Annotated in this window: 14 protein-coding genes and 1 riboswitch; of the genes, 6 read left to right on the forward strand and 8 right to left on the reverse strand. The window is 65.1% G+C overall.

Annotated features, from left to right (window positions below; genetic code table 11):
* Positions 1 to 14: 14 nt before the first annotated feature.
* Positions 15 to 1,028 carry a 4-hydroxythreonine-4-phosphate dehydrogenase PdxA gene (gene pdxA / locus JKG68_RS01965; RefSeq protein ID WP_202055652.1) on the forward strand — a complete coding sequence of 338 codons (1,014 nt, stop codon included), beginning with the start codon at positions 15 to 17 and terminating at the stop codon, positions 1,026 to 1,028.
* Positions 1,025 to 1,879, forward strand: coding sequence for a 16S rRNA (adenine(1518)-N(6)/adenine(1519)-N(6))-dimethyltransferase RsmA (gene rsmA, locus JKG68_RS01970; RefSeq protein ID WP_202055419.1), 855 nt, complete (start codon positions 1,025 to 1,027; stop codon positions 1,877 to 1,879). The genes pdxA and rsmA overlap by 4 nt, the downstream gene beginning before the upstream one ends.
* Before the next feature lie 74 nt (positions 1,880 to 1,953).
* On the opposite strand, the gene JKG68_RS01975 is transcribed toward rsmA, so the two are convergent.
* A complete protein-coding gene (locus JKG68_RS01975; RefSeq protein WP_202055420.1) occupies positions 1,954 to 2,454 on the reverse strand; it encodes a 6,7-dimethyl-8-ribityllumazine synthase in 501 nt (166 codons plus the stop codon).
* An 81-nt stretch (positions 2,455 to 2,535) separates the two neighbouring features.
* Positions 2,536 to 2,687: riboswitch (FMN riboswitch) on the reverse strand.
* 138 nt (positions 2,688 to 2,825) lie between these two features.
* Here JKG68_RS01975 and JKG68_RS01980 point away from each other — a divergent pair.
* Both JKG68_RS01980 and JKG68_RS01985 read left to right on the forward strand, forming a co-directional pair.
* Positions 2,826 to 3,938, forward strand: a complete 1,113-nt coding sequence (locus JKG68_RS01980) for a D-alanine--D-alanine ligase family protein (protein ID WP_202055421.1) — start codon at positions 2,826 to 2,828, stop codon at positions 3,936 to 3,938.
* Positions 3,935 to 4,597 (forward strand): hypothetical protein, encoded by a 663-nt coding sequence (locus JKG68_RS01985; protein ID WP_202055422.1) that lies wholly within the window; start codon positions 3,935 to 3,937, stop codon positions 4,595 to 4,597. The genes JKG68_RS01980 and JKG68_RS01985 overlap by 4 nt, the downstream gene beginning before the upstream one ends.
* 29 nt (positions 4,598 to 4,626) lie before the next feature.
* Here JKG68_RS01985 and gmk read toward each other — a convergent pair whose 3' ends face one another.
* The 7 genes from gmk to fabD form a co-directional block, all read right to left on the reverse strand.
* Positions 4,627 to 5,292, reverse strand: a complete 666-nt coding sequence (gene gmk, locus JKG68_RS01990; RefSeq protein ID WP_202055423.1) for a guanylate kinase — start codon at positions 5,290 to 5,292, stop codon at positions 4,627 to 4,629.
* A complete protein-coding gene (locus JKG68_RS01995) occupies positions 5,282 to 6,169 on the reverse strand; it encodes a YicC/YloC family endoribonuclease (protein WP_202055424.1) in 888 nt (295 codons plus the stop codon). The genes gmk and JKG68_RS01995 overlap by 11 nt, the downstream gene beginning before the upstream one ends.
* 102 nt (positions 6,170 to 6,271) lie before the next feature.
* A complete protein-coding gene (gene mltG, locus JKG68_RS02000; RefSeq protein WP_202055662.1) occupies positions 6,272 to 7,663 on the reverse strand; it encodes an endolytic transglycosylase MltG in 1,392 nt (463 codons plus the stop codon).
* Positions 7,664 to 7,758: 95 nt separating this feature from the next.
* Complete coding sequence (gene fabF, locus JKG68_RS02005; RefSeq protein WP_202055425.1) at positions 7,759 to 9,021, reverse strand: beta-ketoacyl-ACP synthase II; 1,263 nt, start codon at positions 9,019 to 9,021, stop codon at positions 7,759 to 7,761.
* Between the two features lie 67 nt (positions 9,022 to 9,088).
* Positions 9,089 to 9,325, reverse strand: a complete 237-nt coding sequence (locus tag JKG68_RS02010; RefSeq protein ID WP_036347903.1) for an acyl carrier protein — start codon at positions 9,323 to 9,325, stop codon at positions 9,089 to 9,091.
* 233 nt (positions 9,326 to 9,558) lie between these two features.
* Positions 9,559 to 10,296 carry a 3-oxoacyl-[acyl-carrier-protein] reductase gene (gene fabG / locus JKG68_RS02015; RefSeq protein ID WP_202055426.1) on the reverse strand — a complete coding sequence of 246 codons (738 nt, stop codon included), beginning with the start codon at positions 10,294 to 10,296 and terminating at the stop codon, positions 9,559 to 9,561.
* Between the two features lie 10 nt (positions 10,297 to 10,306).
* A complete protein-coding gene (gene fabD, locus JKG68_RS02020; RefSeq protein WP_202055427.1) occupies positions 10,307 to 11,254 on the reverse strand; it encodes an ACP S-malonyltransferase in 948 nt (315 codons plus the stop codon).
* Positions 11,255 to 11,644: 390 nt separating this feature from the next.
* On the opposite strand from fabD, the gene rpoZ reads away from it, so the two are divergent.
* Together rpoZ and JKG68_RS02030 are read left to right on the forward strand one after the other, a co-directional pair.
* Positions 11,645 to 12,052, forward strand: coding sequence for a DNA-directed RNA polymerase subunit omega (gene rpoZ / locus JKG68_RS02025; RefSeq protein WP_202055428.1), 408 nt, complete (start codon positions 11,645 to 11,647; stop codon positions 12,050 to 12,052).
* 187 nt (positions 12,053 to 12,239) lie between these two features.
* A complete protein-coding gene (locus JKG68_RS02030; protein ID WP_202055429.1) occupies positions 12,240 to 14,411 on the forward strand; it encodes a RelA/SpoT family protein in 2,172 nt (723 codons plus the stop codon).
* Positions 14,412 to 14,414 lie beyond the last annotated feature (3 nt).

The raw sequence follows: 14,414 nt of genomic DNA on the forward strand, positions 1-14,414 counted from the left end.
GCCCGGTGACAGGCTTGACGCAGCGCCCGCTCCTCCTGACCCAAGGTGATCCGGCCGGAATTGGGCCGGAACTTACTCTGAGGGCCTGGCTCCAGCGGGACGAGCGATCCCTGCCGCCTTTTGCGGTCGTCGGCGATCCAGCTTATCTCGGCCGCATTGCTCAAGGTTATGGCTGGGACGTCCCCGTGATACCTGTGAAGCCGGCACAGATTCCGGCGGTTTTTCCGCAGGCACTCCCTGTCATTCCTTTGAACACAACCGTCTCGGCCCAACCGGGCAAGCCCGATGCGGCCTATGCAACGTCGGTGATCGAGTCGATCGAGACGGCGGTGCGGCTGGTCGAGGCCGGATCCGCCTGCGCGGTCGTCACCAATCCCATTGCCAAGCACGTTCTCTACGATGCCGGGTTTCCGCATCCGGGGCATACGGAATTTCTGGCCGCTCTGGCGTCCGAAGGCAGGAGCGAAGCCTGCCACCCGGTTATGATGCTGTGGAGCGAGCAGCTGGCGGTGGTACCGGTCACCGTCCACATCCCTCTCTCGAAAGTGCCATCGGCCCTGACGACGGATCTGATCGTCCTGACCGGCAGGATCGTCGCACGGGAGCTGAAGGAAAGGTTCGGCCTCGCCGATCCGAGGCTCGTCCTGGCAGGTCTTAACCCCCATGCGGGGGAGAACGGAGCCATGGGGGCGGAAGACGGCACCATCATTGCTCCAGCAGTCGAGATCCTGCGCAAGGAGGGCATCGAGGTGTCAGGCCCTCTTCCGGCGGATACCATGTTCCATGCCCGCGCCCGGAGCCGCTACGATGCAGCCCTTGCCATGTATCATGATCAGGCTCTCATCCCGATCAAGACGATCGCCTTCGACGAGGCAGTGAACGTGACGCTCGGGCTCCCCTTCGTGCGCACCTCGCCGGACCACGGCACGGCCTTCGACATCGCCGGCAAAGGCATCGCCCGGCCCGACAGCCTCATCGCTGCCATCAAGCTCGCCGCTCGCCTAGGGACCAGGGCTGAAATCCCATGAGCCAGATCGACGACCTACCCCCTCTGCGCGACGTGGTCCGCACCCATGGGCTCATGGCGAAAAAATCCCTTGGGCAGAATTTTCTCTTCGATCTCAACCTCACGAGCCGGATCGCCCGTTCCGCAGGCTCCCTGGAGAACGCAACAGTCATTGAGGTCGGCCCCGGCCCAGGCGGCCTGACACGGGCGATCCTTGCAGCCGGAGCCCGGAAGGTGATCGCCATCGAGCGAGACACCCGGTGCATGCCGGCGCTGGCCGAAATCGCGAGCCGTTACCCCGGTCGGCTGGAGGTGATCGAGGCCGATGCCCTGGCGTTCGACCCGCGCCCCCTGGTCGGAGACGGGCTCGTGCGGATCATCGCCAACCTGCCCTATAACGTGGGCACGGCCTTGCTGACGGGCTGGCTCACGGGCGAGGCCTGGCCGCCCTGGTGGGCTTCGCTCACCCTCATGTTCCAGCGCGAGGTCGCCGAGCGCATCGTCGCCGATGAGGACGACCCGAAGAATTACGGCCGGCTCGGGGTGCTGTGCGGCTGGCGAGCCGAATCGCGCATTCTGTTCGACGTGCCGCCCTCCGCCTTCGTGCCGCCCCCGAAGATCACCTCAAGCGTGGTCCACCTGACCCCACGGGCCAAGCCCCTGCCCTGCCGCATCGGCGCCCTGGAGGCTGTTACCCGCGCGGCCTTCGGGCAACGGCGCAAGATGCTGCGCCAGAGCCTGAAATCCATCGCTCCGGATCCCGCCGCCATCATCGTGGCGGCCGGTTTGGAAGAAACCACCAGGGCTGAGAACATCTCGGTGGAAGGCTTCGTGGCACTGGCCAACGCCTTTGATAAAACCCGAGGCACATAAAGCGGGATCTCGAGTTTCGATCTTTGCTCTCAGGTCAGGGGACCGCCATCTGATATGTGGCGGTCCCCTGGCGGTCAGCGGTTGACAGGCTGTTCGTAGAAGGCCCGTGTGACGGCCAGACATGCGACCGCAGCTTCGCGTCCCTTGGTGTCGAAATGACTGGCGAAGAAGCTGCGGTGCGTTTCGTGCTCGTGGAAATGATGGGGCGTGAGCACGGCGGACAGGACGGGAACGTTCGTATCGAGCTGAACGCGCATCAAGCCCGAAATCACCGCCTCAGCGACGAATTCGTGCCGGTAGATCCCCCCATTCACCACGAGGCCTGACGCCACGATGGCGCTGTAGCGCCCGCCCTTGGCCAATCTTTGAGCCAGCAGCGGGATCTCGAAGGCTCCCGGCACCTCGTAAAGGTCGATCGCCGAGGAAGGAACGTTCCCCTCCTTCATGGCAGCCAGGAAAGCGTCCCGGCAACGGTCGACGATGTCCTTGTGCCAGCACGACTGAATGAAGGCGACCTGGATCTGGGAGGCATGAGCCTCAGCAGGGGATTTATGGGGTTGTACGAACTGATTCATGTGGGCTTCCTTTCATGGCCTGGACATGAACCAGGGCAAGCGGAAGCGGCGATGGCCCGCGGTGTCCCGCGGCATCGCAACAACCGATCTCTTTCATCCGGACTATGACCGTCGGCTTCGGATTTGCACCGAATCTGCTGACCCTCCCATCGGGGATGGGAGGCGCTCGCGGGCTGACAGGCTTTCGCCTGCTCACCGCCGGTGGGGACTTCCACCCCGCCCTGAGATCATCGCTCGCCTCATAGGCAAGCATACCTATATAGAACGGCGGAAAGGGCGCGGGCAACCTCTCTTCATGGGGCCTTAACCGCGCCTCGACATGATCGACGTCCGATGAGCGGCCCGAGCCGTTCGAGATAGAGGAATGAGGAATGACGCAGGCGCGCAAGAGGATCGGGCTTCTGTTTGGCGGACGCTCTGCGGAGCATGAGGTCTCGAAACTGTCGGCGGCCAATGTCCTTCGCGCCCTCGATCCCGGCCGCTACGACATTGTTCTCATCGGAATCGGCCGGGACGGGCGCTGGCTGCTCTGCGACAGCGGCAATGGTGGAGGAAGAGGCGCGCAGGCCCTGGAGATTCCGGAACAGGCCCCGCAGGTCGCCCTGCTTCCGGGCGGCGGCGGCGAGATGATCGTCATGAACGGAAATGCGTCTCCGGACCCGCTCCGTCTCGACGCGGTCGTGCCTGTTCTGCACGGGCCCAACGGGGAGGACGGGACGGTTCAGGGATTTCTCGAGCTGGCCAACGTTCCCTTCGTCGGCTCAGGCGTGCTGGGCTCCGCAGCCAGCATGGACAAGGATGTGGCCAAGCGCCTGCTGCGCGACAGCGGCCTACCCGTGGTGCCGTTCCTGACCCTCACTGCCCGCAGCCGCGCAGACTACCGGGCAGCGGCCGACGCGCTCGGCACGCGGGATCTATTCATAAAGCCGGCCAATATGGGCTCGTCGGTGGGCGTCTCGCGCGCCACCTCCGCCGAGGAGTTCGAGACGGCCTGCGAGCGCGCCTTCCGCTATGACGGCAAGGTGCTCGTGGAGCGCAGCGTCACGGGAGCGCGGGAGATCGAATGCTCTGTGCTGGAGGATGCCTCCGGCAGGGTTTGTGCCTCTCCCTTGGGCGAGATCGTGCCCGCCGGCAGCCACGGCTTCTACAGCTATGACGCCAAGTACATCGATGCGGACGGCGCTCTCCTGCGCATCCCCGCCGAACTCCCATCCGATCAGGCAGGCCAAATCCAGGAGCTTGCGGTCGAGACCTTCCGGGTGCTGGGCTGCGAGGGGCTGGCCCGGGTCGACTTCTTCGTCGATCCGAAGCAGGAGGGCAGCCTGTTCATCAACGAAGTGAACACCCTGCCTGGCTTCACGGCGATCAGCATGTATCCGAAGCTCTGGGAGGCAGGCGGCCTGCCGCAAAGCGAGTTGATGGAGATCCTGATCGGTCACGCCATCGCGCGCCACGAGCGTCGGAATAGGCTTGCTCTGAAATGAAGGCCGGCCCCGGCATCGTTCCGTTCTTCAGCCAGTGGGAAACCCCTGGATTGACGAGCGCTGTCCTTAAGGAGGGTGCGGACGTCGCATTGGCCAAAGATCCGAACTGGCCATCGTCAGGCGCTCCCAGCCTTGAGGAATACGTCGCCTGGGCCAACAACGTGTGTGGCATGGCCTGTCTCAAGATGGTGCTTGCAGCCCAAACGGGCCGTATCGTGCCGACCCTTGAGCTGGCTCGCCGCTGTACGGAGTATGGCGGCTCTACGATCAGCGAAACCGGCGGCATCAAGGGCCTGATCTATGCGCCCTTCGTGGAATTCATCAATCGTGAGTTTGGACTGAAGGCAGACGTCGTCACGCGGATCGAAGCACAGGATGTTCCGGGCATTCTCGAAACGTCCGCATTTTTCATGGCGTCCGTTCACCCATCGATCCGCTGGGCGGATCAGGAGCCGTCCGCGAGAGGTGGGCACCTCGTTCTGGTCCTGGCGGCATCCCACAAGGAGATTACTTTCCACAATCCATCAGGCCACATCCCCGCCACGCAGGCCCATGTCACACTCTCCATGGAGGTTTTTGACAAGTACTTTGCTGGGCGTGGAATCGTGATCCATGGCCCCTCAGCGGCCGAATGCGGTCAGCTCGCCCTTCGGGCGTAAAAGAGATCTGTCCGGCTCAGGCAACACGCTCAGTCGATCTTTTCCGAAAGCAGCCCCTCGACGAACGCTGAGAGGCCGACGAGCCGTTCGCGCTTGAGGCGCTCCGCTGCTTGGATGGCCTTGAGGCTCTGGAAGGAGCGGTCGAGGTCCTCGTTGACGATCAAGTAATCGTACTCGACCCAGCGCTCCATCTCGACGCGGGCGTTGGCGAGACGCTTGGCAATCACCTCCGGCGCATCCTCCGCCCGACGCTCCAGGCGCGCCTTCAGCTCCCTGAAGCTCGGCGGCAGGACGAACACGGTCACCACATCGTTGGGCAGCTTCTCTCGCACCTGGCGGGTGCCCTGGTAATCGATGTCGAAGACCATGTCCTGGCCGGCGGCAAGGGTCTTCTCCACGGGCTTGCGCGGCGTGCCGTAGAAGTTGCCGTGCACCTCGGCCCATTCCAGGAGGTCGTCGCGCTCGCGCATCGCCTTGAACTCATCCACGTCGATGAAGTGATAGTGCCGGCCTTCGATCTCGGACGGGCGCTTGGGGCGCGTGGTAACGGAAACCGAGAGAACGCCCGCCTGCTCCTCCACGAGATTGCGGGTGAGCGTGGTTTTCCCTGCGCCGGAGGGCGAGGACAGGATGAGGATGAGGCCTCGACGGCCGACCGGGGGCTTCGAATCTTGGCTCACCGCATCACTCCACATTCTGAACCTGCTCGCGGAATTGCTCGATCACGGCCTTCAATTCAAGGCCTATCCGCGACAAGGACACATCATTGGCCTTCGCGCACAAGGTATTCGCCTCGCGCCCGAACTCCTGGGCGAGAAAGTCGAGCCGCCGTCCGACCGCTCCGCCCTCCTGCAGCAAGCCCCGGGCGGCGTTCACATGGGCGCGCAACCGGTCGAGCTCCTCACGGATGTCGGCGCGGGCGGCGATGAGCACCGCCTCCTGGTGCAGGCGGGCCGGATCGAGGGCGCTCTTGCCTTCGAGCAGTTCGGCGATCTGCGCTTCGAGCCGCGCCCGAATAGCCTCGGGCCGGCGGGCCGGCGCAGCTTCCGCCTCGTCGACGAGGCGGGCAATCAGATCGAGCTGCCCGCCGAGAACGCCGGAAAGCGCCTCGCCTTCGGTCCGGCGCGCGGCCTTCAATCCCTCGATCAGGGCACCGATGCCGCTCTTGAGAGCCGCAACCAGCGCCTCGTCCTGCACCGGATCGGCCGCATCGTCATCCATCTCAACGACGCCGCGCACCGACAGGAGGCCGTCGAGGGAGGCCGGCTTCACGTTGTCCGGGAGGGTGAGACCGCCGAGGGCCGAGAGCAGCGATTGCAGCACGTCCTGGTTGACCCGCAGCCTGGGGGCGGACGAGGCCCTGCTGAGGGACAGGTTGAGCTGGCCCTGGCCGCGCGTGAGCGCCTTGAGGATCAGCCCCCGCGCTTCCTCGCCCACAGCATCGAGGCCTGAGGGCGTGCGGACGCGAACCTCGAGACCACGTCCATTGACGGTCTTGAGTTCCCAGGCCCATTGGTAGGAACCCGTAACGCCGGCCTCGCGGGCAAAGCCGGTCATGCTCGCAATGGACATGCGCCTAAACCTCGAACGGAATGAAAATCGGCGCGACCATAATGCGCGCCGACGGAAGAGTCGATTGCAAGGATCCCGGATTGCAGCCTAAGCCCCCGCCCCTCAGGGCTGGCGCAGGGCCGGAACGCTTTTGGGGTTGCTCAGGTCGAAGGTCTTGTTCTTGAGCGGGTCCCTCTCGGTGCCCTCGCTCGCGTCGAAGCCGCGCGCCTGCCCGGGCCGCCCGGCCGGGCGGGCTCCTGAAGCCGGCAGGGCATTCGCCGTGCCTCGCAACTCGGGGGTGATGCTCCCCGGCAGGCCGGTTTGGCCGGGCGCCGCCGCATCGGGCAGAACCCGGTCAACATCGCCGGCCTCGGGAGCCGGGCGTGCCTTCTCGATCTGCCGCCAGCGGGTCACGTTGCGCTGGTGCTGTTCGTAGCTCTCAGCGAAGGCATGCCCGCCCGAGCCGTCGGCCACGAAGTAGAGATCCTTCGTCCGGGACGGATTGGCCACTGCCTCGAGCGCCGCCCGGCCCGGATTGGCGATGGGGCCTGGGGGGAGGCCCTCGACCACATAGGTGTTGTAGGGCGTGGCGGCCTCGATCTCGCTGCGCAGGATCCCGCGGCCCAGGGTGCCCTTTCCGCCCACGAGCCCATACACGATGGTGGGATCGGACTGGAGCCTCATGCGCTTCATGAGGCGGTTGATGAAGACGCCTGCGACGCGGGTGCGCTCGTCCGCGCGGCCCGTCTCCTTCTCCACGATGGAGGCCAGGATGACGAGCTCCTGCGGGGACCTGATCGGCAGTTCCGCCGAGCGGCGCTGCCAGATCTGCTCGATGGCCTGCTTCTGGGCCGCCTGCATGGTGTTGATGATCTGCTGGCGCGTGGTGCCGCGCTCGAACTTGTAGGTGTCGGGCAGGAGCGATCCCTCGCGGGGCGTCTCGGTCACGTCGCCCGTGAGGGTCTCGTTCTCGTAGAGGCGGGCGACGATCTGCTCGCTGGTCAGCCCCTCCGGCACCGTCACCGTATGCAGGATGGCCTTGCCCTGTATCAGGGTATCGATCGCATCCTCGACGCTTGTCCCCGCCTTGAACTGGAACTCGCCTGCCTTGAGCTGGCCGCGCTGGCGGTTGATGTAGGCATAGGCCTGGAACAGCAGGGGCTGCTCGATGACGCCTTCCTGCTTGAGGATTTGCGCGATCTCGCCAGTACCGGTGTTGCGCGGGATGACGACGACCTTGTCGCTCTGGAGCGGACCCTGGGCCGTGACCTCCTGCTGCAGCATCGAGAAGCCGAAGATGGCCGCGATCGCCAGGGCGACGAGAAGGGTCAGCAACCCGCTGAACACGGACAGCATGCCCCTGCGGCGCCGGCGCAGCTTGGGCGGCGGGGGCGGAGCCATCGACGGCTTGATGGCCTCGCTCGGGGATCTGGGCGACAGCCGGGGCTGGGCCGGTCCGTGACCGTCGGAGTCATCCACGGGGGGAAGAAGGATCTTTTTCTTTCGTCCGAACATCACGACGCTTTTCTGGTATCGGCCGGCGGCCCTGCCGGTCCGTCGACACCCTAACAGGGATTATGGCGAAAAGCCGTAACGTGCCGCCGCCATCCTCAAGATACACGACGCATGATCAGAGAAGCGTTGGTTCCGCCGAACCCGAAGGAGTTCGAAAGAGCCACGTTGATCTCCTTGCGCTTGGCCTGCTTGGGGACGAGGTCGATGGCCGTATCGACCGAAGGATTGTCGAGGTTGATCGTGGGCGGGATGACGCCGTCGCGCATGGCCAGGATCGAGAAGATCGCCTCGACGGCCCCGGCCGCGCCCAGCAGGTGTCCGACCGCCGACTTGGTGGAGGACATGGAGAGCTTGCCCGCCGCGTTGCCCATGATGCGCTCGACCGCCTTCAGCTCCAGCTCGTCGCCGAGAGGCGTCGAGGTGCCGTGGGCGTTGACGTAGTCGATCTCGGACACGTCGATGGCGGCGCGCTTGAGAGCGGCCGCCATGCAGCGATAGGCCCCGTCGCCGTCCTCGGACGGCGAGGTGATGTGATAGGCGTCGCCCGACAGGCCGTAGCCGATGATCTCGGCGTAGATCTTGGCGCCGCGGGCCTTGGCGTGCTCGTACTCTTCCAGAACCACGATGCCTGCGCCTTCGCCCATGACGAAGCCGTCACGGTCCTTGTCGTAGGGGCGCGAGGCCCTGGTCGGATCGTCGTTGAAGTTGGTGGACAGGGCGCGGCAGGCCGCGAATCCCGCGATGGAGAGCCGGTTGACCGGCGATTCCGTGCCGCCTGCCACCATCACGTCGGCGTCGCCCAGGGCGATGAGGCGCGCCGCGTCCCCGATGGCGTGGGAGCCGGTGGAGCAGGCCGTCACCACCGCGTGGTTCGGCCCCTTGAGGCCGTGCTCGATGGACACGTACCCGCCGGCCAGGTTGATGAGGCGGCCGGGAATGAAGAAGGGGGAGATGCGGCGCGGGCCGCGCTCGATCAGGGTGGCGGAAGCCTCGTAGATGCCGCCGATGCCGCCGATGCCGGAGCCGATCAGCACGCCGGTCGCGCACTGGTCCTCGTAGGTCTTGGGCTCCCAGCCGGAGTCGCGCAGCGCCATGGTGGAGGCCGCCATCGCATACACGATGAAGGGATCGACCTTGCGCTGCTCCTTGGGCTCCATCCATTCGTCGGCGTTGAAGGTGCCGTCGGAGCCGTCGCCGCGCGGGATCTGGCAGGCGATCTGGCAGGCCAGGTCGTCGACCTGGAAGTCCGCGATCCTGCCGGCGCCGCTCTGCCCCTCGATGAGGCGGGACCATGTGGCATCGACACCGCTTCCCAGCGGAGTGACCATGCCAAGACCTGTAACAACTACCCGGCGCATGAATTACCTGCCCTATCGATCAATAAAATTCGGGCGTCGGATGAGTCACCCGACGCCCGCCAGCTTCTTAGGCTGCGTTCTTCTCAAGGAAGCGGACGGCATCGCCAACCGTGACGATGGTCTCAGCCGCGTCGTCCGGGATCTCGACGTTGAACTCTTCCTCGAACGCCATCACCAGCTCGACCGTATCAAGGCTGTCGGCGCCCAGGTCGTCGATGAAGTTGGCGTTCTCGACCACCTTGTCGGCTTCGACGCCCAGGTGCTCGACAACAATCTTCTTCACGCGATCAGCGACGTCACTCATCGTTTTTTCCTCAGTGGCTGCCGCCTCAGGAGCGGGCGGATTAAGAAATCAAATTAGATCAGCTGTTCAGCTGACAACGCTGAAACGGCTACCTTGCGCCGTGCAAAGCCGCATTTTTGAGCGCCGGTCAACCCCTTTGACCTGATCGGGCTCATGCTTAACACAAGCTTGTCGTCTCTGGCGAGGGGTGAACGGCACCTGCAAACAGTTTCCCGAAAAGGCTTTAAGCACCTTTAGAACATAGCCATTCCGCCGTTCACGTGCAGGGTTTGGCCCGTCACGTAGGCCGCTTCGCTCGAGGCGAGATAAACCACCGAGGAGGCGATTTCGTCACCCTGACCGAGCCGCCCCATAGGGATGGTGCCCAGGATGCCCTCGCGCTGCTTGTCGTTGAGAACGTCGGTCATGGGCGACTCGATGAAGCCCGGGGCAACGCAGTTGACGGTGATGTTGCGGCTGGCCACCTCGGCGGCGAGCGCCTTGGTCATGCCGATGAGGCCCGCTTTCGAGGCCGCGTAGTTGCCCTGACCCGGGTTGCCGGTGGAGCCGACGACGGAGCCGATATTCACGATCCGGCCGTAGCGGCGGCGCATCATGCCCTTCACGGCAGCCCGCGACAGGCGGAAGGAGGCGGTGAGGTTCACGGCGATCACCGTCTCCCACTCCTCGTCCTTCATGCGCATGAACAGGTTGTCCTTGGTCACGCCTGCATTGTTCACCAGGATGTCGAGCCCCTCCATGGCGGCCTCGGCGGCCGGCACGAGCGCCTCGACGGAGTCCTTGTCGGACAGGTTGGCCTCAACGATGTGGACCCGCTCTCCCAGGGAGGACGCGAGCTCGTCGAGGGCGCTGCGCCGGGTGCCGGACAGGGTGACGGTCGCGCCCCGGGCATGAAGGGCGCGGGCGATGGCGCCGCCGATGCCGCCTGTCGCGCCGGTGACGAGAGCCTTGCGGCCGGAAAGATCGAACATGCGGGGCTCCTTATCCGTTCAGGGACGCTTTGAAGGTGGCGACATCCTCAGGGCTGCCGATGGCGGCGGACGAGGCGCCCGCCGCGATGCGCTTCACGAGCCCGGTCAGCACCTTGCCCGACCCGACCTCATAAAACGATTCAACGCCCTGCGATGCCATATAGGCCACGCTTTCGCGCCAGCGCACGGTGCCGGTGACCTGGCGAACCAGGGCATCGCGGATCGCCGCCGGGTCCGTGATCGGGGCAGCCTCCACGTTGGCCACGACCGGCACGACCGGAGCGTTCACGGTCACGGCCGCCAGGGCCTCGCGCATGGCGTCGGCCGCCGGCTGCATGAGGGCGCAATGGAAGGGGGCAGAGACAGCCAGCATTACGGCGCGCTTGGCGCCCTTGGTCTGAGCGATGGCAACGGCTCTCTCGACGGCGGTCTTGTGGCCCGAGACCACGACCTGAGCGCCGCCATTGTCGTTGGCCGCATCGCAAACCTCGCCTTGGGCCGCCTCCTGGGCGACCGCGAGGGCAGCGTCGTATTCCAGGCCCAGAAGGGCCGCCATGGCGCCCTGCCCGACCGGGACTGCACTCTGCATGGCATTGCCGCGGATGCGCAGGAGACGGGCGGTATCGGAAACCGAGAGACTGCCGGCCGCCGCCAGGGCCGAGTACTCTCCCAGGGAGTGTCCGGCCACGAAGGCGGCATGCTGCTTGAGATCGAGCCCAGCCTCAGCTTCCAGAACCCGGATCGCCGCCAGGCTCACGGCCATCAGGGCGGGCTGGGTGTTGGCCGTTAGGGTCAGCTCCTCCGCCGGCCCCTCCCACATGAGGGTGGAGAGCTTCTGCGAGAGAGCCTCATCCACCTCGTCGAAAACGGCCTTGGCTTGCGGAAAGGCCTCGGCAAGCGCCTTGCCCATGCCGACCGATTGGCTTCCCTGGCCCGGGAAAATGAATGCGCGCTTCATCAGGAGCGGAACCCTCAATTCATGGAATCCGCGCGGGACTCGCACTCGCAGGTCGAGGAGTCAAGGCAAAGGGCGGGCGGCTCTTGCTTGACCTGTTCATCGGATGGATCTGCGCCAGCCTCTCAGGAGGCTCCGGTCGATCCTCGAACGATGGAGCTGGAGCCTGCTCGCCAATCCTATGAAAGCTCGCCAAACTCGACTCAAGTCTCCCAAGGCCGTCTCCCAGGCTTGACCCTCAGCAAGCTAGGCCGCGCGAACCAGCCCCGCCGTGTGCGGCCGCACCCGGCGTTAAGCCCCTGGCAGACAACAGGTCCTCTTGTGTTCCTGAGCCGCCCGGTGTATGCGGTCCCTCTTCCGACATTCTTTCCGAACCTGAAGAAGGAGCCCCGCATGGCTCGCGTGACCGTCGAAGACTGCATCGACAAGGTCGACAACCGGTTTGAGCTCGTGCTGCTGGCCAGCCACCGGGCTCGCCTCATCTCGTCGGGCTCGCCCCTCACGATCGATCGCGACCGCGACAAGAACCCCGTCGTGGCTCTGCGCGAGATCGCGGACGAGACCATCGCTCCCGACGACCTGAAGGAGCAGCTCATTCACTCGATGCAGAAATACGTCGAAGTGGACGAGCCGGAAGCCGAAACCGTTCCGATGCTCAGCAACACTGCAGCCGCCCCTACGACCGGCGGCGACAACGACGCTGACGTCCAGTTCGACCGCATGAGCGAGGAAGACCTCCTTCGCGGCCTGGAGGGCCTCGTGCCCCCGAGCAGCAGCGCGGACGACGACGACCGCGAATAAGCTTCGCGCCTCGTATTTTCAGAAGCCCGGCTCATGGCCGGGCTTTTTTGTTGGCTGCCTTAACCAGGCCCGGGACAGGGCTCCTGCGGCAAGGTATTCAGCTTGCGGTGAGAAGATGTTGTACAATATCTTCAAAACCTTCCACACTTCAGCCAGATGGACCGGACCCAAAGGAGATGGCGGCCGTATGATGCGCCAATATGAACTTGTCGAGCGGGTCAAGCGCTATAACCCCTCGGCCAATGAGGCGCTTCTCAACCGTGCTTACGTGTACGCCATGATGGCTCATGGCACCCAGAAGCGCGCATCCGGCGACCTGTTCTTCGGCCACCCCCTCGAGGTGGCCGCCATCCTGACGGACCTCAAGCTCGACGACGCCACCATCGCGGCGGCCGTTCTCCACGACACCGTGGAGGACACCCAGGCGACGCTGGAGGAGATCAACAAGACCTTCGGGCCCCAGATCGGGGCTCTCGTCGACGGGCTGACGAAGATCAAGCGGCTGGACCTCGTGTCGAAGCGGGCGGCTCAGGGCGAGAACTTCCGCAAGCTGCTTCTGGCGGTCGCCGACGACGTGCGGGTGCTGCTGGTCAAGCTTGCCGACCGCCTGCACAACATGCGCACGCTCCAGTTCATGCCACCGGAGAAGCGCAAGCGCATCGCCGAGGAAACCCTCGACATCTATGCGCCGCTGGCCGGACGCATGGGTATCCAGGAGATGCGCGAGGAGCTGGAGGAACTGTCCTTCCAGAATCTCGACCCGGAGGCCTATGAGGCCATCAAGCGCCACCTGCACGAGCTCTCCGCCAAGAGCGAGAAGCTCGTCGAGGAGATCGAGCAGACCCTGACCACCAAGCTGCGCGCTCAAGGAATCGAAGCGACGGTGACGGGGCGCCAGAAGCGGCCCTATTCCATCTGGCGCAAGATGGAGCGCAAATCCGTCTCCTTCGAGCAGCTCTCCGACATCTTCGCCTTCCGGATCATCGTCGGCACCCTCGACGAGTGCTACCGGGCGCTCGGTGTCGTCCATACCAGCTGGCCCATGGTTCCGGGGCGGTACAAGGATTACATCTCGACCCCGAAGCAGAACGACTACCGCTCCATCCACACCACCGTCATCGGGCCCGGCAGCCAACGCGTCGAGCTGCAGATCCGTACCGAGGACATGGACGAGGTGGCGGAATTCGGCATCGCCGCCCATGCGCTCTACAAGGAGGGCGTCAACGACAACTCGCGGCTCGCGACCGAAAGCCGTGCCTATCAGTGGCTGCGGCGCACCATCGATCTCCTGGCGGAGGGCGACAATCCGGAGGAGTTCCTCGAGCACACGAAGCTCGAGCTGTTCCACGACCAGGTCTTCTGCTTCACGCCCAAGGGCCGCCTGATCGCGCTCCCCCGCGGCGCGACGCCCATCGACTTCGCCTATGCGGTGCACACCGATGTCGGCAACACGGCGGTGGGCTGCAAGATCAACGGCCGCATGTCGCCGCTGCTGACCGAACTGCAGAACGGCGACGAGGTCGAGATCGTCCGGGCCGAGGGCCAGACGCCGCCGGCGGCCTGGGAATCCCTTGTGGTCACCGGAAAGGCGCGCGCCTCCATCCGGCGCGCCACCCGCGCGGCCGTGCGCCGGCAATATACCGGCCTCGGGCATCAGATTCTGGAGCGCGCCTTCGAGCGGGCGGGCCGGCCCTTCTCGGATGAGAAGCTCAAGGGCGCCCTGCCCCGTCTCGCGCGCGTTTCGGCCGAGGATGTTCTGGCGGCGGTGGGCCGAGGCGAAATGTTCTCCGGCGACGTGGTGCGGGCCGTCTATCCCGACTACCTGGATGAGCGGCGCGGGGGCAGCGACGGCAGGGGCGGCGCACAGGGTGACGGTTCGGGCAAGAAGGGCGCGAGCGAGAACCCGGGCGGCATTCCGATCCGCGGCCTCAACAAGGACATGCCGATTCATTTCGCCCAGGAAGGCGGAGCCGTGCCGGGAGACCGGATCGTCGGCATCCTCACCCCCGGCGAAGGCGTCACGATCTATCCGATCCAGTCGCCGACTCTCGCCGCCTTCGACAACGAGCCCGACCGCTGGATCGACGTTCGGTGGGATCTGGAAACAGGCTCCAACCAGCGCTTCCCGGCCCGCATCAAGCTCCAGTCGATCAACGAGCCCGGATCGCTCGCCCAGATCACCCAGGTGATCGCCGATCATGATGGCAACATCGACAACGTGTCCATGAAGCGGCGCACCCAGGACTTCACCGATATGACCATCGACCTGACGGTCTGGGACCTGAAGCACCTCAACGCCATCATTGCGGAACTGCGCGCCAAGCGTGTAGTCAGTCGCGTGGATCGCGTCACGGGTTAGGAT

It is taken from the genome of Microvirga aerilata (assembly GCF_016743775.1).
Lineage (GTDB): Bacteria > Pseudomonadota > Alphaproteobacteria > Rhizobiales > Beijerinckiaceae > Microvirga > Microvirga aerilata.

Bases quoted from the DNA above. Each gene is read 5' to 3' on its own strand.
- rsmA (WP_202055419.1), top strand. From the start codon at position 1,025: ATGAGCCAGATCGACGACCTACCCCCTCTGCGCGACGTGGTCCGCACC.
- JKG68_RS01975 (WP_202055420.1), bottom strand. From the start codon at position 2,454: ATGAATCAGTTCGTACAACCCCATAAATCCCCTGCTGAGGCTCATGCC.
- JKG68_RS01980 (WP_202055421.1), top strand. From the start codon at position 2,826: ATGACGCAGGCGCGCAAGAGGATCGGGCTTCTGTTTGGCGGACGCTCT.
- JKG68_RS01985 (WP_202055422.1), top strand. From the start codon at position 3,935: ATGAAGGCCGGCCCCGGCATCGTTCCGTTCTTCAGCCAGTGGGAAACC.
- gmk (WP_202055423.1), bottom strand. From the start codon at position 5,292: ATGTGGAGTGATGCGGTGAGCCAAGATTCGAAGCCCCCGGTCGGCCGT.
- JKG68_RS01995 (WP_202055424.1), bottom strand. From the start codon at position 6,169: ATGTCCATTGCGAGCATGACCGGCTTTGCCCGCGAGGCCGGCGTTACG.
- mltG (WP_202055662.1), bottom strand. From the start codon at position 7,663: ATGTTCGGACGAAAGAAAAAGATCCTTCTTCCCCCCGTGGATGACTCC.
- fabF (WP_202055425.1), bottom strand. From the start codon at position 9,021: ATGCGCCGGGTAGTTGTTACAGGTCTTGGCATGGTCACTCCGCTGGGA.
- JKG68_RS02010 (WP_036347903.1), bottom strand. From the start codon at position 9,325: ATGAGTGACGTCGCTGATCGCGTGAAGAAGATTGTTGTCGAGCACCTG.
- fabG (WP_202055426.1), bottom strand. From the start codon at position 10,296: ATGTTCGATCTTTCCGGCCGCAAGGCTCTCGTCACCGGCGCGACAGGC.
- fabD (WP_202055427.1), bottom strand. From the start codon at position 11,254: ATGAAGCGCGCATTCATTTTCCCGGGCCAGGGAAGCCAATCGGTCGGC.
- rpoZ (WP_202055428.1), top strand. From the start codon at position 11,645: ATGGCTCGCGTGACCGTCGAAGACTGCATCGACAAGGTCGACAACCGG.
- JKG68_RS02030 (WP_202055429.1), top strand. From the start codon at position 12,240: ATGATGCGCCAATATGAACTTGTCGAGCGGGTCAAGCGCTATAACCCC.